At 62.4% G+C, this 16599-nt stretch carries 16 protein-coding genes; 7 read left to right on the top strand and 9 right to left on the bottom strand.

Translation table 11 applies throughout. The features are described from left to right. The first annotated feature begins 50 nt into the window (after positions 1-50). The gene (locus HY17_RS05980; RefSeq protein ID WP_034764242.1) at positions 51-548 is read left to right on the top strand and encodes a PAS domain-containing protein; all 498 of its coding nucleotides are present in this window, start codon (positions 51-53) and stop codon (positions 546-548) included. 80 nt (positions 549-628) lie between these two features. Here HY17_RS05980 and HY17_RS05975 read toward each other — a convergent pair whose 3' ends face one another. Both HY17_RS05975 and HY17_RS05970 read right to left on the bottom strand, forming a co-directional pair. Next, a complete protein-coding gene (locus HY17_RS05975) occupies positions 629-1060 on the bottom strand; it encodes a SufE family protein (RefSeq protein WP_233348665.1) in 432 nt (143 codons plus the stop codon). Between the two features lie 74 nt (positions 1061-1134). Then, positions 1135-2133 carry a hypothetical protein gene (locus tag HY17_RS05970; protein ID WP_139068771.1) on the bottom strand — a complete coding sequence of 333 codons (999 nt, stop codon included), beginning with the start codon at positions 2131-2133 and terminating at the stop codon, positions 1135-1137. A gap of 150 nt (positions 2134-2283) precedes the next feature. Here HY17_RS05970 and HY17_RS19250 point away from each other — a divergent pair, with 150 nt between their 5' ends. After that, positions 2284-3900, top strand: a complete 1617-nt coding sequence (locus HY17_RS19250; protein ID WP_155843538.1) for a sensor histidine kinase KdpD — start codon at positions 2284-2286, stop codon at positions 3898-3900. Between the two features lie 15 nt (positions 3901-3915). Here the strand turns inward: HY17_RS19250 and HY17_RS05960 are convergent, their stop codons facing one another. Continuing rightward, positions 3916-4116: a hypothetical protein gene (locus HY17_RS05960; protein WP_034764234.1), complete on the bottom strand. Its 201-nt coding sequence runs from the start codon at positions 4114-4116 to the stop codon at positions 3916-3918. An 87-nt stretch (positions 4117-4203) separates the two neighbouring features. Between HY17_RS05960 and HY17_RS05955 the strand changes: the two genes are divergently transcribed. From HY17_RS05955 to HY17_RS05945, 3 genes are all read left to right on the top strand, one after another. Continuing rightward, complete coding sequence (locus HY17_RS05955) at positions 4204-4551, top strand: DUF1491 family protein (RefSeq protein WP_233348663.1); 348 nt, start codon at positions 4204-4206, stop codon at positions 4549-4551. A gap of 128 nt (positions 4552-4679) precedes the next feature. Next, positions 4680-5054 (top strand): hypothetical protein, encoded by a 375-nt coding sequence (locus HY17_RS05950; RefSeq protein WP_034764229.1) that lies wholly within the window; start codon positions 4680-4682, stop codon positions 5052-5054. 93 nt (positions 5055-5147) lie between these two features. Then, on the top strand, positions 5148-6746 hold the full coding sequence (locus HY17_RS05945; protein ID WP_034764225.1) for a peptide chain release factor 3: 1599 nt from the start codon (positions 5148-5150) through the stop codon (positions 6744-6746). A 5-nt stretch (positions 6747-6751) separates the two neighbouring features. On the opposite strand, the gene HY17_RS05940 is transcribed toward HY17_RS05945, so the two are convergent. Both HY17_RS05940 and HY17_RS05935 read right to left on the bottom strand, forming a co-directional pair. Beyond that, positions 6752-7138, bottom strand: coding sequence for a PAN domain-containing protein (locus HY17_RS05940; protein ID WP_034764222.1), 387 nt, complete (start codon positions 7136-7138; stop codon positions 6752-6754). Positions 7139-7222: 84 nt separating this feature from the next. Beyond that, entirely contained in the window at positions 7223-9052 is a 1830-nt protein-coding gene (locus HY17_RS05935; RefSeq protein ID WP_369802178.1) for an ABC-F family ATP-binding cassette domain-containing protein, read from the bottom strand. A gap of 124 nt (positions 9053-9176) precedes the next feature. Here HY17_RS05935 and HY17_RS05930 point away from each other — a divergent pair, with 124 nt between their 5' ends. After that, the gene (locus HY17_RS05930) at positions 9177-10652 is read left to right on the top strand and encodes a lipopolysaccharide biosynthesis protein (RefSeq protein WP_034764216.1); all 1476 of its coding nucleotides are present in this window, start codon (positions 9177-9179) and stop codon (positions 10650-10652) included. Here HY17_RS05930 and HY17_RS05925 read toward each other — a convergent pair. Further along, entirely contained in the window at positions 10558-11535 is a 978-nt protein-coding gene (locus HY17_RS05925) for a hypothetical protein (RefSeq protein ID WP_139068929.1), read from the bottom strand. The genes HY17_RS05930 and HY17_RS05925 overlap by 95 nt on opposite strands. A 278-nt stretch (positions 11536-11813) precedes the next feature. On the opposite strand from HY17_RS05925, the gene HY17_RS05920 reads away from it, so the two are divergent. Then, entirely contained in the window at positions 11814-12668 is an 855-nt protein-coding gene (locus tag HY17_RS05920) for a TauD/TfdA family dioxygenase (protein WP_034764210.1), read from the top strand. Here HY17_RS05920 and HY17_RS05915 read toward each other — a convergent pair. Genes HY17_RS05915 through HY17_RS05905 form a run of 3 tightly spaced genes read right to left on the bottom strand, consistent with a single transcriptional unit; the run spans position 12665 to position 16439 of the window. Beyond that, entirely contained in the window at positions 12665-13336 is a 672-nt protein-coding gene (locus HY17_RS05915) for a pseudouridine synthase (protein ID WP_034764207.1), read from the bottom strand. The genes HY17_RS05920 and HY17_RS05915 overlap by 4 nt on opposite strands. A 10-nt stretch (positions 13337-13346) precedes the next feature. Beyond that, positions 13347-14384: a class I SAM-dependent methyltransferase gene (locus HY17_RS05910; protein ID WP_034764203.1), complete on the bottom strand. Its 1038-nt coding sequence runs from the start codon at positions 14382-14384 to the stop codon at positions 13347-13349. 51 nt (positions 14385-14435) lie between these two features. Beyond that, positions 14436-16439, bottom strand: coding sequence for a transglycosylase domain-containing protein (locus HY17_RS05905; protein ID WP_051599747.1), 2004 nt, complete (start codon positions 16437-16439; stop codon positions 14436-14438). Positions 16440-16599: the final 160 nt, after the last annotated feature.

The following is a 16599-nucleotide window of genomic DNA, read 5'->3' as shown; positions in this document are numbered from 1 at the left end:
CAACTCGCGCGATAGGTGATTCTATCGAATCACCACGGGGGTGGCTGAAGATGACCAAACAGAATGTTTTCAGAGGCGTAACTGCTGTCCAGCGCAGCCTTGTCGACTATTGGTGCCGCTTGGGCGAATCGGACGGTGTCCCGCGCCGCGAATCGATTGACCCGGGACACCTGCGGTCCGTGCTGGCCAGCATTTCCATCGTAGAGTTCGACGAATCGGGGGCAGGGCGCTTCCGAATCGCCGGGTCCCGCCTGCGCGACCTGCTGGGATTTGAAGCCCGCGGCCGCCGGATCGAGGATGTCGCTGGTACCGCAGCCGAAACCTACGCGCTCGGCCTGTCCGCTGCGATTGACCGGGGGGTGCCGGTTGGCGGTGTGATCGAAGCCGGGGAACGGCTGCACGCCTGGCTCCGCCTGCCGCTGGCCGGGGCGGATGGCCGGATCAACCAGGTGCTGTGCCATGATGAAGAGCTGGCCAGCCGCCGTCTGCTGCTCACGCCGCCCGGTGGCGCAGCTATCCACCAGAAAACCAACTTGTACGCCGCCTGAATCCCCTGCGGAGCCGGGCACGGCGAGGCGAGGGATCTGAAGATGCGGCTTGCCGGCGCTGATGGCCTGCTGCGATCGGATCAGGACGCAGGCATGGCTTTCGCGTCGTCCTGAATGCGCGCCAGCATGGAGGCAAGGCCGTTCGAACGCTGGGCCGTCAATGCGCCGCTGACACCGATCTCATCCAGAAAAGCCTTCGCGTCGAAGGACAGGATCTCGTCGCGAGTGGCGCCATTGTACAGCGCCACGAGCAGGGCGATCAGGCCTGAAACGATCATCGCGTCAGACTCGGCCCGCAGCACCAGCTTGCCATCTTCCCAGCCCGTGACGAGCCAGACCTGGCTGGCACAGCCGCGCACCCGGGTATCTTCCGTCCGCTCATGCGGCTCCAGCGGCGGGTTCGCCTTGCCCAGGTCGATGATGTGGGCGTAGCGCGCTTCCCAGTCTTCGAGCCAGGAGAAGTCTTCGCGAATGTCTGCGGCGGTTTCAGCAATGCTCATGGCCCGTGACATGGGGCATCCTGCCAAAAAAGAAAACCCCCGGCGGCCATGGGCCCCGGGGGTGAAGGTTGAGAGATGGTAGGGGCTTACTGGTAGACCCCACCGATGCACTTACCCACATCGGCAAGCGCGTGCTCTCCGATACAGAAAGGTACTTCGTACTGCTGGTTCGCAGCGGCAACACACTGCTGCAGGTTCAGGTTGGCCATGTTCAGGCAGCCGCGGGTCTCGCGTTCCGACATGGCGCTGGACATCTGGGCCGGGGTGGCGGCTTCAGAGCCCATGACGCGGAAAGCGGCGAGCGTGGCGATCTGGTCGGCGATCGGTTCCTTGCCATATTTCACGCGCTTGCGATTGAGTTTGAGGCCCGACGTCATGGCTGCCGGGAACCGCACGGCGCTGGCGGCGCCGGAGACATTGTCCCACAGCGACGGGGCGCCGGGGACACCAGCCTGCACCAGCACGCCATCGATATCAGACGCGCTGAAAGCGTTGACCAGCGGCTGGCTGGCCGGGATGCCGGCCTTCTGGATCTTGTCGAGGGTCGTGGCCTTTGCGCCCGAATTGCCGATCTTCGCCTTGGCCCAGCCGGAGGCCTGCAGCGAGTAGGCCTGTTCCTTCACGAAGGCGGCAGCGCTGGAGAGGCGACGGCTGTCGGCCTCGGTTGCGGCGAGCGCGGCGCTGACGGCCGTGTCGCCACCATTCAGCGTACGGGCATAGCGCACATCATTGGCCAGACCGTTCATCATGGCATCACGGCCATAGAAATCCGCGATGTCGCGGACTGCGGCGCGATATTCAGGGTCCTGAGAGGCGATGAGCGCGGAATAGGAAATCCAGCCCTGCGAAAGCTGGTCCGGATTGTGTCCGCCGAGCGAGTTCAGGGCGTGGTCGATATCGCTGGCAGAACCAAGCGGTTTCGTTTTTACGTCCGTCACTTCGGATTGGTAGGTAGCGTAAACGGCAGCGGATTCAGAGATCGCATCACCGGATTTCTTCTCTTTGGGCTGGCCTTCCTGTGCGGAGGCTCCAAGAGCCATCCCCATAGCGATAACAATAGCCCCGATCGTTCTGATGGAATTCATGTTCGCTCACTCCCTCACGCGACACACGATACTTTCTGCCCGAACTTCCCCAAGGGGGGAACAGCAGCTTGCCCGCTTCTTGCATTACAAATACAGCAAGAAACCGCCGACACCGTTACAATGCCTAATGAATCTCACCGGGGTATTAATATGTTGCCCCAAAAGCAGCGTCAGAGATTACGGATTATACACCTTGGCTGGCTGGCCATGGTGGTTGCGGTTGCCTGTTCCATTCTCGTCTCGCGCGAAAGAGAGGCATTGTCGTTCGCCTGGCTGGGGCTGGCGGCCCTGCCCGGACTGACTGGGTATCTGCTGCTGGGGCCAGATCGGCTTCTGAACCAATTTGCCCCGTCTTTTCTGGTGATTGCGTGGACTGTGTTTGCCGCTTTCGCTCTCGCATTGAGCGGCGCAGCGATGTCTCCGTTGGCGGTTCTTTTCGTGATTGCACCGCTCGTGGCGCTCAGCCTCAATAATTCCAGCATGGCGGCGGAAGCGTCGATCTTCGGCGCAGGGGCCTATTTCGTGGCGATCCTGTTGTCCGAAATCGGGATTCTGCCGATGGGAGAGGCCGTTCCGGGCTTCTCCAGCGTCGCCCGGCTGCTGGCTTTTGCAGCGCTTGTCACCTGCGCGCTGCTGGTCTGGTATCTCGCTCGCGGGCAGGAACAACTCGTGGCTGCAGCGGCAGACCAGCCGCCGCTTGCCGAAGTCTCTCATCCGGCCAAGGCGACCATTCCTGTTCCGGCCGATTCCGGTGTCCTCCTGCTGGACGTGACGCCGGACGGCATGATCCGCGGGGCGGACGGCGACCGGCTCGGCCTGCCGGCCATCGGTGCGGGCACGCTATTGCGCGACATTCTGGACGCCTCGACTCCGCCCGCCAAACTGCTGACCGCATCTGCGATGGCAGGGGAGGCGGTCCTCGCCAACGGCCGCAAGATCGCGTTTTGCGCCACGCCTTACGAGGGCGGCACGCATATCGTGCTGGTCGACCGTCAGGCGCAGGAGGGCAAGGTGCCTCCTGTCGATGCCGAAACGCGTGCGCGTGATGCCGTCCGCCAGCGCACGGCTTTCTTCGCCTCGCTGGGCCATGACCTGAAAACGCCGCTGAATGCCATCATCGGCTATGCCGACATGATGCGCCATGGTGTGCGCGGCCCGCTACCGGAAGCCTATCAGGACTATCCGGCCATCATTCATGACAGCGGACAGGAACTGCTCCTCATGGTCGAGGACATGCTGGACCTCGCCAAGGCCGATGCCGATCGATATCGCCTTGAGCCGGAGCCAGTCGACCTGTCTGCTTCTGCACTGTCCGTGATCCGCCAGCTGGAGAACCAGGCCGAACGGGCCGGGGTGAAATTGCGCCTGAAAGCGGATGGGGAAGTCTGGGCACAGGCCGATGCGCGCGCCGTGCGCCAGATCTGGCAGAACCTTGTGTCCAATGCGATCAAATACTCGGACAGCGGCAGCGCTATCGTGCTGGATGCGGAAATCAGCGGCAATGCCGCCATCCTGTCCGTCGCGGACAAGGGCGCCGGCATGAGTGAGGAAGATGTGCGCCTCGCGCTGGAGCCGTTCGCACAGGGCGGCAATGCCCGCGGCGTGAAGGGGACGGGACTCGGCCTCGCCGTCGTCAAACGTTTTGCGGAGCTGCATGGCGGGCAGATCGACATCCGCTCGACCCTCGGCAAAGGCACACGCGTGTCCGTGACCTTGCCGCGGGCGCACGACGCCGATGTCGAACCCGTGGACGATGCGGCGCAATAAAGGGGGCGTCAGCCTCTAGACGTCCTCGTCTTCCGGCAGGCTCGACCGCAACAGGAGGAACAGTCCGCCAAATATCGCGGCGCCCATCGCAAACAGGATGATGGACGTGGCGAGGAACAGGACGTCGCCCGGATGGTTTGAATGCTGTATGAGTCCGGTCAGGCCACCGGCAAAGGCGATGGCGGGTGCCAGCAGGATCAGATCGCTGCTTTTCATGCTCTGGCCCCTTCCGTCAGTCGTTACCAGTGCGTTAACACTGAACCTGAAACTGCAAGCATCATGCCGTTTCGAAGGAGACACCCGATGATGGAGCGCCTGCCCACACGCCTCTGGATCGAGGCCCTGATCCGCCGGGCGGAAGTCGCGGGCGCGTCGGGCTTTATCGTCCAGCATGGCGACGATGACCGCGGCGATGTCCTGGTGAAGGTTGCGCGCCTGGACGGAACGGCGGCGGCCTACATCCCGTCCATGGGTATGGATGGCGACCGCATCTTCATGAATCTCACCGCGCAGGGCGTCGGGCCGGACGAGCATTTGGTGGATGACTACGTCGCACGGGCGCGCAAACGCGACAGCGATCTCTGGGTCGTCGAAATCGAAGACAAGGAGGGGCGCCATTTCCTGACCGAGCATGTCGAGGAAGGCGCCTGAACAAGAAGCCTGAATCCTGTAGTGGGATCCGGCAAATTCCTTTGTGAAGGACAAGCCTCTGTTAACTCCCCGCTAACCCCGTGCGGGCAGCTTGAAATTCGAATCAGGATACTGGGCAAGGCGGGGTTATGCTGTTTCTCTTGAACGAACAGATCGTCGACGTGGCGATCCCGGAAATTCATCTGTCCAAGCGCTGGAAAGTGCTTGGCTGCGGGGATCCTGCCAGCATGCGGGCGCGTGAGGCGCTGGAATTCGTTGCGCGGGTCGTGTCGGCCCATGTCGATGAAGGCGTCGTGATGGAAGTGAACCTTGTCGAAGACCTGGCGGCCCTGATCATCGCCAAGACTGGCGCCAATGCCGCCCTGTTCCCGGTGAAGGAGAAGCGCGTTGGCGAAGCCCGCCTGACGATCCTGCCGGAAACGATCCTCGCCAGCCTGCGTGAACGCCATGAGCATGAAGGCCAGGCACCGGACCTTGAACAGATCTGGCCGAAGGCTGCCTGAAGCACTGTCAGCACACTCCGCCTGACACCAGCCCTTCAATCCGTGGCCTAAATCGGCTAGGGGCTCGGCCTGGAAAATACGAGCCGTTTCAACATGTCCCACGCTGCAGAAGCCGCCCGCCGGCGGACCTTCGCCATCATCTCACACCCTGACGCGGGCAAGACCACGCTGACGGAGAACCTGCTGCTGGCCGGCGGGGCCATCCGTGCGGCCGGGGAAGTGGCTGCGCGCGGCGAGGCGCGGCGCACTACGTCCGACTGGATGAAGATCGAGCGCGACCGCGGCATCTCCGTGTCGGCCTCCGTGATGACCTTCGAGTTCGAGGATCTCATCTTCAATCTGCTCGACACGCCGGGCCACGAAGACTTCTCCGAAGACACCTACCGCACGCTGACCGCAGCGGACTGCGCTGTCATGGTTCTGGACGCTGCAAAAGGCATCGAGCCACAGACGCTGAAACTGTTTGAAGTTTGTCGCCTGCGTGACATCCCGATCGTGACCTTCATCAACAAGATGGACCGCGAGGCACAGGACCCGATCGCGCTTCTGGACGAAGTGCAGGAAAAGCTGCAGCTGGATACCGCGCCGCTCTACTGGCCTGCGGCCAGCGGTCAGCGTTTTTCCGGCATGATCGATCTGGCTACGAAGGAACTGATCCAGTTCGAACGCCGCCCCGGTGAAGCGCCGAAGATCGGCGCCGCACCGCGCATTGCCGCCGATGAGGCGACCCTTCAGGCGAACCTCGACGAGAGCGTCTATGGCGAACTCTCCGAAGGCATGGAAATGGCCACTGGTCTGTTGCCGGAGTTCGACAAGGAAGCCTTCCTCGGTGGCCACATGACGCCGGTCGTGTTCGGTTCGGCTCTGCGCCATTTCGGCGTTCTGGAGCTGCTCCGTACGCTGCATGCCTATGCGCCGCCGCCGCGTGACCAGAAAGCCGAGAAGAAGGGCGAGCCGGTTATCATCCATGCCGACGACAACACGGTGTCGGGTTTCGTCTTCAAGATCCAGGCGAACATGGATCCGAACCACCGCGACCGCGTGGCGTTCCTTCGTCTGTGTTCGGGCGAGTTCAAGCGCGGGATGCGCCTGAAGACGGCGGGCGGCAAGCAGCTGAATATCCACAATCCGATGATGTTCCTCGCGCAGGACCGCGAGATCGCCGAAACCGCCTATGCGGGTGACGTGATCGGTGTGCCGAACCATGGCCAACTGCGCGTCGGCGACAGTCTTTCGGAGAATGGTGACATCAAGTTTGCCGGTATTCCGAACTTTGCGCCGGAACTTCTGCGCCGGGCGCGCGTGAAAGACCCAATGAAAGCAAAGCACTTGCGCAAGGCCCTCGAAAGCCTCGCGGAAGAGGGCGTGACCCAACTGTTCAAGCCGACCATCGGTTCCGACATGATCGTCGGCGCCGTCGGCCAGCTGCAGTTCGAGGTGATGATCGAGCGCGTGGCAGCAGAGTACAATCTGGAAGTCGTGTTCGAACCGGCGCCCTATAATGTCGCGCGCTGGCTCTCCTGTGACGATCCGAAAGTGCTGGAAGCCTTCCTTGAGAAGAACAAGTCCTCGTCAGGCACAGACCTCGACGATGCGCCGGTCTATCTCGCCAAGAATGCGTGGGATGTCGGTTACGCCCAGGAAAAGAACCCGGACATCCGCTTCACGGCTACGAAAGAGCGGGCGCTCTAGAGCGCTTATTCACTTTCTGGTCCGCCTTCGAGTTCGGGCTTCGGTTCCGGGATGAACTTTGCCGCAAGCGTCGGCGAGACGCCAGAGGTGGCCAGCGGGTTCGGACGGGCCTTGCCGCCGCCGCGCTTCAGTTCACAGCGCGCATCGGCGCCTTCGAATGTGGCCACATAGCTCCAGGCAACGCACTGCGCATCTTCCGCGCAGCTCGACTGGCAGGCGGAGGCGGTATCGCCCGGCGTCACGGAATAAGTGGCCCCGAAGCGATAGACCCCGGTTTCCTGTCCTTTTGCGGGTTCAGGCTTGTCAGGTTTCATGCTGGGGGTTTCCGCGAAGGCCGGCGCAGCCAGCAGGGCAATCGCGCTCGAGGCGGCAAGAAGGGGTACCAGGCGCATGGGCGTCGTCTCCATCTGTCAGGCCCAAGTCTAGTAAGGCCTGCTTAACGAAGTGTTCGCCGCCACCATTTCAATTTGGACAGGTTACTTCGCCAGCGCTTCGCGCTTTTCCTCGATCTCCAGCCATTCCATTTCGGCCATGTCGAGCTCTTCGCGCGCTGCGCCGACGCGGGCGGACTTCTTGTTGAAGGCATCCGCATCGCGGGCATAGAGACCCGGATCGGACATGTCCTGCTCCAGCTTGGCGATTTCGGCCTGCAGCTTCGGGATCAACGCGTCCAGTTCCTTCTGACGATGCTCATCCTTGAAGGAGAGCTTCGTCTGAGGTTTCGGACGCTGTGCATTGTCTGTCTTCGGTTTTTCCGCCTTCGGAGCATCTGCTTCGCCCCTCTGCCGGAAACCTTTCAGCTGTTCCTGCGCGTCGCTCCAGCCGCCGGCCGTGACGATCCATTCGCCATTGCCGACAGGGCAGAGGCAACTGGTCACGGTGGCATCGAGGAAGGCCCGGTCGTGGCTGACCAGGATCAGCGTGCCTTCATATCCGAGCAGCATGTCCTCCAGCAGGTCCAGCGTCTGCATGTCGAGATCGTTGGTCGGTTCGTCCATCACGAGCAGGTTGGACGGTTGGGCAAGACCAATGGCAAGGGCGAGCCGGTTGCGTTCCCCGCCGGAGAGGGCGCCGACCGGCTGGCGCAGCTGGTCCGGCGCAAACAGGAAGTCCTTCGCATAGGCTGCGACATGCCGCTGTCGGCCCTGCACCATGATGGAGTCGCCGCCATTCGGGGCGAGGGCTTCCCAGATCGTGTCCTTCGGGTTCAGCGTTTCGCGCGTCTGGTCCTGATAGGTCACCTGCAGCGTTTTGGAGTGCTTTACGCTGCCACTGTCCGGTTCGATCCGGCCGAGGAGGAGTTTGACCAGTGTCGTCTTGCCGACGCCATTGGGCCCTATGATGCCGATCCGGTCGCCGCGCAGGATCCTGATGGAGAGATCGTTGACCAGGGTGAACGGTCCATCCGGGCCTTCATAAGTCTTGGTCAGGTGCCGGGTCTCGATCACCTTCTTGCTCATCGAATCCCCGGCGTCGACGCTGAGGTCGGCGGTGGCTTTGCGGTCCTGAAGGGCGGACCGCATCTCGGCATGTTCGGCGCGCAGGTCTCTCAGTTTTGCGAGACGGCCCTGGTTGCGCTTGCGCCGGCCGGTGACGCCGCGGGCCAGCCAGTGCTGCTCGTCCTTCAGGTGCGTCGTCATCCGGCGCAGCTGGCGTTCTTCCTCGATCTCGATCTGTTCGGCCCATTCGTCGAACTTCACATAGCCGTCCGGGCTCTTCAGCACCTTGCCCTGGCGCAGCCAGAGCGTGTTGGTCGAGATGTTCTCCAGGAAGCGGCGGTCGTGGCTGACGACCAGCACGACGCCGTTGAAGTTCTTCAGGCGTGCTTCCAGTTGCTCGATCATAGGTACGTCGAGATGGTTGGTCGGCTCGTCCAGCAGCAGCACGTCCGGATCGGCGGCAAAGGCTTTGGCGAGCGCGGCGCGGCGCAGCTGGCCGCCGGAGAGCGTGGCCGGGTCTGCATCTGCCTCGACGCCGAATTCCGACAATTCGGCCTCGGCCATATAGGCGCCGTCGAGCCCTTCGCTGGCATAGGCGAGTACGGATTCGAAGCCGGCAAGGTCCGGCTCCTGCGCGACGCTGGCGAAGGTGATGCCCGGCTGACGCCAGACGTCTCCGCTGTCGGCTTCCACGCGCTCTGAAATGATCTTCATCAGCGTCGACTTGCCCGCGCCGTTGCGACCGACCAGCGCCACGCGCTCGCCCTTGGACAGCGAGAAGCTGACCCCCGTGAACAGGGGCTTGCCCCCGAAGGAGAGGCGAACATCGGTAAGCGTGATCAGTGGGGGTGCGGCCATGGCGGCGATGTAGCGTGCGCACGGGCAGGGCGCTAGAGGGAGGAACCAGACAAAGGGTTCCTTAAACTTGCCGGGTTATATGCCATGAAGCTCCGCCCATCCGGGCGGGAGGGATCTGGCAGCAGGGAGCTCCATGTTAAAGCGGCAGATCCTGCAGGGCACGTCCTGGCTGCTCGCCGGACGGATTTTCAGCAACGTCGTCGGCCTCGCCAGCACACTGATTGCGGCGCGCTTCCTGATGCCGGAAGATTTCGGCGTGGTCGCGATCGCGATGGGCGTATTCGGGATTGCGGCGGCGCTGGTGGAGCTGCCAGTCGGCACGGCCCTCGTGCAGCTGAAGACCGCAACCAGGGACGATTTCAACACAGCGTGGACGATCAATTTCCTGCGCGGTCTCATTGTTGCGGGCATGATGGCCGCATCCGCCTGGCCGATCGCGATTGTGTTCGACGATCCGCGCCTCCTGGCGATTGTGCTCGCGCTCGCCTCCTATCCGGTCCTGCTGGGCCTCAGGAATGCGTGGTTCGAACAATATACCCGCGACATGGATTTCCGCTGGGAAGCGCTGGTGGAGACACTGACCAAGCTGGTGTCCTTTGCCGTCGTGCTCGGCATAAGCGTCGCGACCCGCAGCTATTGGGCGTTGCCGCTCAGCCTGATCGCGTCTGGCGTTGCAGCGGTGATCCTGTCCTATGTGCTATGTCCGCGTCTGCCGGCCTTTTGCCTGTCGGAGTTCCGGAAGTTCTTCGGTTTTTCTGTCTGGCTGGGCCTCGGCCAGATTGCCGATAGCGTGCGCGACACAGCGGGCACATTCCTGATCGGCAAGTTTGTCGGCACCTCGCGCCTTGGCGCCTGGTCCGTCGGCTCGCAATTCGCGGACAGGCTGGAACTTGTGCTTTATGCGCCTATGGAACGCACCCTTTTTGCCGCATTCAGCTCAATCCGCCACGATGCCGAACATCTTCGCGGAACCTTTCTGAAGGCCATGCACACGGGCTTCGCCTTTATCGCACCTGTGTGCGTTGGCATGGGGCTGCTGTCGCCTGAAGTCATCGCCATCGCGCTCGGACCGAAATGGTCTGTCGCGGCGCTCGTCCTGGGCTTCATCGCCCCTGCCATGGCATTCCACCTTCTGGCAGGGCTCTGCACGTCGCTGACAACTGCGCTGGGCTATACGCGCGCCGTGTTCAAGGTGAAGGTGATTTCAGCGCTGGTGCATCTGCCGATGATCCTGGCTGGCGTCTATTTCGCGGGGCTTCAAGGCGCTCTCTGGGCCACAGTGGTAACGGCGGTCATCTGGTGGGGATTGTGTGCCAGTCTGGTTTCACGAATTGCCGGGGTCAGCCTTGCAAGCCAGGCCGGTGCGATCGTCCGCTCTGCCGGAGCAGCCCTTGCCATGGCCAGCGTGGTGATCACGGCGAGGGCCATGCTGTTTGCAGAAGGGGACGATGCCCTTGTGTCCGTGCTGGTTCGGGCCGTGAGCCTGTCAGGCCTTGGCGCGTTGACCTATGTGGTCAGCCATTTTGTACTTTGGCAGCTGGCTGGACGCTCGGCTGGCGTCGAGACCGCCGCACTGGGATTGGTGTCCGGGCGCCGTGCAGGCGGCTGATATCGTAGGTGCGGAACTCCTGATCGTTGACGATCCGAACGATTTCAAGCGCGAACGCATGCAGCATACTGATATATTCGGTGCTGGCTGAGTTGGTATCGACAAACTCGCCCAGGCCCAGCGTCTTGTTCGCATCGAAGATGAACGGCTCACCATCGATCATCGTGTAGTCGAGCTTGCCATAGTCGAGATGCAGCTTCTCGCGCATCTCCAGGAGGCGCGGATGCGGAACGAATGGCCGGCAGGACACGTTCTCGTCTTCAGTAATGATCAGGTCCGATGAGCGTTCGATATTCTCGAAATGAATATCGCCGAAGAAGATATACTCTCTCAGCACATTCTTTTCGCCATCCCATTCCGGCAACAGTTTCTGTACCACATGATGCTGTGAGAAATATGGCGCAGGTACGTCAGACAGCCGCTCGAAGATCTGGTAGTCCTGTTTGGAATGGATCAGCGGCGTGTCTTGCAGGCCCGCGAGGCGGCTGGCCTTCTGGCGGATGCGCGTCAGAAGGGACCGGGAATTGATTTCCGGTTGGCCACCATAATTCAGCGTCGATTTGACGATGACCCGGCCGTCATAGGTGCTGTGTCGAGTCAGCAGGCCATCGGCATAGGTGTGCTTCCGGATATCGCGGGCATCTGCGTTGATCCGGCGGCGGTACTTTTTGGCAAAGCGCGCAATGTGCGGGGGGACGACGGACCGGTCATAATGAACGAACAGGAGGTCAGCGGGAACGAATTCGTCCGTTCCGTACAGGTGCACGACATCCACGCCCAGTCGTTTCAGTGCGTCCTCAATAATGCAGACCAGATGGATGCGCGCGCCTCGCGGCATGTCCGGGGTGTGAAGTATCGCGACGCGGTGATGCCTTAAAGACAATCTGACTCCCTGGCCTTCCTGGCCAAATCTGATGCGCAGACCCTGAATTCCGGCCCTGAATTCCGGTCTGGGGCGCAATTGAGCCTTGGTTACGGAAAGTAGTTGAAATTTCCATTAAAGAGAGCGCTGGAATTTGAGCGAAAGGCTGGTTCAGAGGCACGGCAATGCCGTGTGAGAAACTTCCCAATTTCCACCCGCGCCGCCCGACTTTCTGTCTGGCTTTCCCAGACCCGGATCTGGCTGCTACACTCACTGAAAATATAAATCGGAGGAACAACGTGGCTTATTCGGACAATGAGACCGCTTTCACGCAATTCGAGGCACGCCGCCTGTCGCCAGCGATAGGAGCGGAGCTGATCGGGGCGGACCTGCGAAACCCGACCGATGCGCTTGTTTCCGAAGTGCGCGCGGCGCTTCTGCGCTATCAGGTCGTGTTCTTCCGCGATCAGGACATCACCCGCCAGCAGCACATCGCCTTCGCCAGAAAGTTCGGGGAGCTTGAAATCCATCCCGCCACGCCGCTGGAACAGCCGGACCGCGAAGTCCTCCGTATTGCCCATGGGCCGAATTCACGCGGTACCGAAAACTCCTGGCATTCGGACGTCACCTGGCGGGAAGCCCCGTCGCTCGGTTCCATCCTGCGTGCGATCGAGCTGCCGGAGGTCGGCGGCGACACGCTCTTCTCCAACATGGTGATGGCATATGAGGACCTGGACGATGGACTGAAGGAGCGGCTCTGCCAGATGACGGCCGTGCACGATATCGCCCGCGTCTTCGCCAAGCGCCTGAAGAAGGATGCAACCGAACTCCATGCGAAATACCCGCCCATGGAGCATCCCGTGATCCGGACCCATCCTGAGACGGGCCAGCGCGGGCTCTATGTCAACACAGCGTTCACGGATCATATCAAGGGCATGGACCGCAAGGAGAGCGACGACCTGCTGAAGTATCTCTACTCCCGCGCCGCCATTCCGGAATACCAGTGCCGCTTCCGCTGGGCGCCGGGCTCGCTCGCCTTCTGGGACAATCGCGCCTGCCAGCACTATGCGGCCAGCGACTATTTCCCGAATGTGCGCATCATGGAACGCGTTACCATCGCGGGCGACCGGCCATATTTCAACGCCGCGGCCTAAGCGAGAGAAGCGACTTCTTCGCCAGACAGCAGGCGCCACTCGCCTTCCGGCAATTCGCCGAGGGTGAGGGGGCCGAAGGCGGCGCGGTGGAGGCTTTCGACATGATTGCCCGCGGCGGCGAACATGCGGCGCACCTGGTGGTAGCGGCCTTCGGTGAGGGTCAGGCTGGCGGTGCGCTCACCGGTCACTTCCAGCTGCGCCGGCAGCAGCGGCTTCTCTTCACCGCGCAGCATCAGTGTGCCGCTGGCGAAGAGGTCTGCCTCATGGCCATTGAGCGGGCGGGCAAGGGTGGCTTCATAGGTCTTCGGCATCTCTGACTTGGGTGAGATCAGCCGGTGAAGCAGTTTCCCGTCATCCGTAAACAGAAGGAGGCCGGTTGTCTCCGCGTCGAGGCGCCCGACGCTTGAGAGCGGCGGCGTGCGGAGCAGAAAACGTGGCGGCAGTAATTCGTAGACCAGCCGGCCCTGATCGGCGCGGGAACAGGTAAAGCCCGCCGGTTTGTTCATCAGGATGACCATGCCGGGCGCCGGGTCCAGCGCTTCGCCATCGAAGCGGAGGTCATCCCCTTCGCCGGTCACGCGACCGCGCCGGATGGCGGCCTCCATCTCCTTGCGGCTGCCATAGCCGAGATGGGCAAGGTATTTCGCGAGCTGTCGCGCTTCCTTCATGGCGTGGGCTTCATCGCTTCCGCTTCGGCTTCTCGGCCTTGATGATCTTGTAGCCGCCCTCGTCTTCCAGCATTTCGTGGCTCTTGAAGCACTCGCTCAGCACGCTCTCATAGGGCAGGTGGCGATTGGCGACGAGCCAGAGCGTGCCGCCGGTTTTCAGCGCGTCAGCGGCAGCGCGGATGAAGTCCTGACCGAGAGATGTGCTGTCGGCCCGGCCAGCATGGAAGGGCGGGTTCATGACGGCGAAGTCGAATTCGGCCTTAGGTGCGTTCTTCGTCACATCCGCCCAATGGGCGGTCCAGTTGCTGAAGCCTTCGAGGTTTTTCTGCTGGCAGGCCAGCGCGCGATACTCGGCTTCGAACAGGGTCATGCTATCGACATGCGGGCAGTTGGTCAGCACTTCTCGCGCGAGGTAGCCTTGGCCGGCACCAAAGTCTGCGCCGCGCCCTCGGATCCATTCCGGGATGCTGTCAGCCAGCAGTTCACTGCCCGCGTCGACACGATCCCAGCTGAAAAGGCCCGGCCGGCTCCACAGGGCGCCGTCATCGACTTCCTGAGGGGCGTCGAAGGCGATCCACTCTTCCGCCAGCTGAACGTTCCAGTCTTCGGTCTTCACCGCCCAGAAGGCCCGGCATTTGTGTTTCGAGAGGCTCTGCGTTTCGCCAGCCAGTTCCGCCAGGATCTTCTCACCTGTCTTGGCGCCCAGCGTGTTCGGCAGGCTGGCGACGATCACGCCGCCCATGGGGGCATCGCGCATGGCGCGCGCGAACAGGGCGCGCGTCTCATCGCGCTGGCGCGGCGGCAGGACAATGGTCAGCGCCGGGGAAGGAAAGCTCTCAGCCTCTGGCGGCAGGACCGTGAACCCCGCGGCCTTCAGGGCGTCATGATCCGGCTTGAAACTGTTCTGGCAGGTCAGCCGCTCCTTCGGCATGCGCATCAGGAAGGGCACAGCCTCCGCGCGCAGGCAGAGGATGCTGCCCGTTTCCGGCAACAGGTCAGCCTCTTCAAAGGCGAGGGAAAGCGTATCGAAAACAACGGCGTCAAACATGGGCGCTCTCTACGCGCATGACGGGGCGGGTGCAATCGGGCGATGCGGTGCCTAGCGTTCGACGCGGTAGCCGCTGCGCCCGGCCAGTGGCTGGCCGGCCGCGATGGAGAATGCCTGGCTGAGGCCGCGATAGAAGGCGATGCGCGCTTCGGCTTCCTCGCTGATCATCAGGCCGCTCTCGGCGCCGATCAGGCGCTCCGGCGTCTTTCCGGCATGGGCGAGTTCCATCATGTCCGACCAGAGGTCTGCCGGCAGGCCGCCGCCGGTTACCTTCTTCATCGGCTTGTCGTCATCATTGCCGACCCAGATGCCGCCGACATATTCTGCCGAATATCCAATGAACCAGGCGTCCCGCCAGTCCTGGCTGGTGCCTGTCTTGCCCGCGACGGTCCAGCCCGCAATGCGGGCCCGGCCGCCGGTGCCGATGTCGGAATTCACGACGCGGTAGAGCATGGCGTTCATGTCCCGGGAGAGGCCTTCCGAGTACACACGGTCACGCTCATAGTCCGGGCGTTCGTAGAGCACTGTGCCGCGCGAATCCTCGATCTTCTCGATCAGCCACGGGTCCAGCCTCAGGCCGCCTGACTGGAACACGCCATAGGCGCGGGTCAGTTCCCACAGGGAGACTTCCTGGCTGCCTAGGGCGATAGAGGGGTAGGCTTCCAGTTTCGTGGTGATGCCGAAACGCCGGGCCGTTTCCGCCACACGCGCCGGGCCGGACAGTTGCGTCAGCTCCACCGCGACCGTGTTGATGGACCGCGCGATCGCTTCGCTCATCGTCATGGGGCCGAGATAGGCGCCGGTATAGTTCGACGGGCTCCACTTGCCGATTGTGATGGGGGCATCCTCGAACACGTCATAAGGCGAGTAGCCATCTTCCAGCGCCGTGGCGTAGACAAACGGCTTGAAGCTGGATCCCGGCTGGCGCAGGGCCTGTGTGACTCGGTTGAACTCGGTCGTCGCATAATCCGTGCCGCCGACAAGGGCGGCGACGCGGCCGTCTTTCCCGATCAGGACAGCCGCCATCTGGCTTGCGCCTTCTTCGGCGCCATCGCTTTCCATCCGCTTGACCAGTTGAGCCTGGATCTTCTCCTGCAGGTCGATGTCCAGCGAGACCGTGACGACCAGGTCTCCCGGAATGCGGGGCAGCATTGCCTTCACCCGTTCCGACACTGCGTCCAGTGCATAGCCGAGCTGAGGATCATATATTGGCGGATCGATGATCGTGATGGCTTCGGCTTTGGCCGCTTCTGCCTCGGCAGGGCGGATGAAACCGAGGTCGACCATCTGGGCGAGGACATAGGCCTGGCGCTCTTTGGCGCCTTCCAGGTTTTCCCGCAGGTTCAGCTTGGAGGGAGCCTTGGGCAAGGCGGCCAGAATAGCGGCCTCCGCCACGGTCAGCTTCTGGGGTTCCTTGCCGAAATAGTAGCGCGCCGCCGCGTCGATGCCGTAGAGGCCGGCGCCGAAATACACCCGGTTCAGATAGAGCGAGAGGATCTCGTCCTTGCTCATCCTGGTTTCGAGTTCACGGGCGAGCTTCACTTCCTGTGCCTTGCGTTTCACCGTCTGGTGAGAGGTGAGCACGAGGTTCTTGATCAGCTGCTGGGTGATGGTGGAGGCGCCGGAGACGGTCTCGCCGGCCCGCAGGTTCGACCAGGCCGCGCGGGCGATGGCGGCATCGTCGGCCCCGTCATGCTCGTAAAAGCGCTTGTCCTCGGCGGCGATGAAGGCCTGTGGCACATATTCCGGCAGCTGGTCCACCGAGGTGGCCCGGCCATAGCGCGGGCCTCGCACGTCAAGCGTGTTGCCGTCATGGTCGATGAATTCGATGGCCGCTTCACGCTTCACAGTCCACAGGTCTGCCACTTCGGGCAGTTTCGGCATGCCGGCATAAAGGGAGCGCCATTTCCAGAAGCCCCAGCCGCCGACCACCAGAAAGATGACCAGAAAGACGATCAGCGTGTAGCGCACCAGACGGGGATGACGGGAGGCAAAGCCACCGCCGGGCACCTTTATCGTCCGTTGGGCCGGGGTCTTGTTACCCTTCTGCGCCATGTCTGCCTGTCAGTAGAATCGATAATCTCTGAGGGTAAATGCGAGAGGATTACGGCAGTGTGAAGGCACATGCCGCCTGGGGTGCAGGCTGGGTGAGGGGATTTCGCCGCCATAGCCGCAATCCGGCCTTTCAAACGGGCGCAAACTTGCCCCACTGCCG

The sequence above is a fragment of the Hyphomonas sp. CY54-11-8 genome, assembly GCF_000682735.1.
Classification (GTDB): Bacteria; Pseudomonadota; Alphaproteobacteria; order Caulobacterales; family Hyphomonadaceae; genus Hyphomonas.
Note: the sequence above shows the minus strand (reverse complement) of the source record. Positions and strands in the feature narration are given on the sequence as shown.

What these genes read in the sequence shown, in the direction of transcription:
- HY17_RS05980 (WP_034764242.1), top strand. Translation starts at nt 51, where the DNA reads ATGACCAAACAGAATGTTTTCAGAGGCGTAACTGCTGTCCAGCGCAGC.
- HY17_RS05975 (WP_233348665.1), bottom strand. Translation starts at nt 1,060, where the DNA reads ATGTCACGGGCCATGAGCATTGCTGAAACCGCCGCAGACATTCGCGAA.
- HY17_RS05970 (WP_139068771.1), bottom strand. Translation starts at nt 2,133, where the DNA reads ATGAATTCCATCAGAACGATCGGGGCTATTGTTATCGCTATGGGGATG.
- HY17_RS19250 (WP_155843538.1), top strand. Translation starts at nt 2,284, where the DNA reads ATGTTGCCCCAAAAGCAGCGTCAGAGATTACGGATTATACACCTTGGC.
- HY17_RS05960 (WP_034764234.1), bottom strand. Translation starts at nt 4,116, where the DNA reads ATGAAAAGCAGCGATCTGATCCTGCTGGCACCCGCCATCGCCTTTGCC.
- HY17_RS05955 (WP_233348663.1), top strand. Translation starts at nt 4,204, where the DNA reads ATGATGGAGCGCCTGCCCACACGCCTCTGGATCGAGGCCCTGATCCGC.
- HY17_RS05950 (WP_034764229.1), top strand. Translation starts at nt 4,680, where the DNA reads ATGCTGTTTCTCTTGAACGAACAGATCGTCGACGTGGCGATCCCGGAA.
- HY17_RS05945 (WP_034764225.1), top strand. Translation starts at nt 5,148, where the DNA reads ATGTCCCACGCTGCAGAAGCCGCCCGCCGGCGGACCTTCGCCATCATC.
- HY17_RS05940 (WP_034764222.1), bottom strand. Translation starts at nt 7,138, where the DNA reads ATGCGCCTGGTACCCCTTCTTGCCGCCTCGAGCGCGATTGCCCTGCTG.
- HY17_RS05930 (WP_034764216.1), top strand. Translation starts at nt 9,177, where the DNA reads ATGTTAAAGCGGCAGATCCTGCAGGGCACGTCCTGGCTGCTCGCCGGA.
- HY17_RS05915 (WP_034764207.1), bottom strand. Translation starts at nt 13,336, where the DNA reads ATGAAGGAAGCGCGACAGCTCGCGAAATACCTTGCCCATCTCGGCTAT.
- HY17_RS05910 (WP_034764203.1), bottom strand. Translation starts at nt 14,384, where the DNA reads ATGTTTGACGCCGTTGTTTTCGATACGCTTTCCCTCGCCTTTGAAGAG.
- HY17_RS05905 (WP_051599747.1), bottom strand. Translation starts at nt 16,439, where the DNA reads ATGGCGCAGAAGGGTAACAAGACCCCGGCCCAACGGACGATAAAGGTG.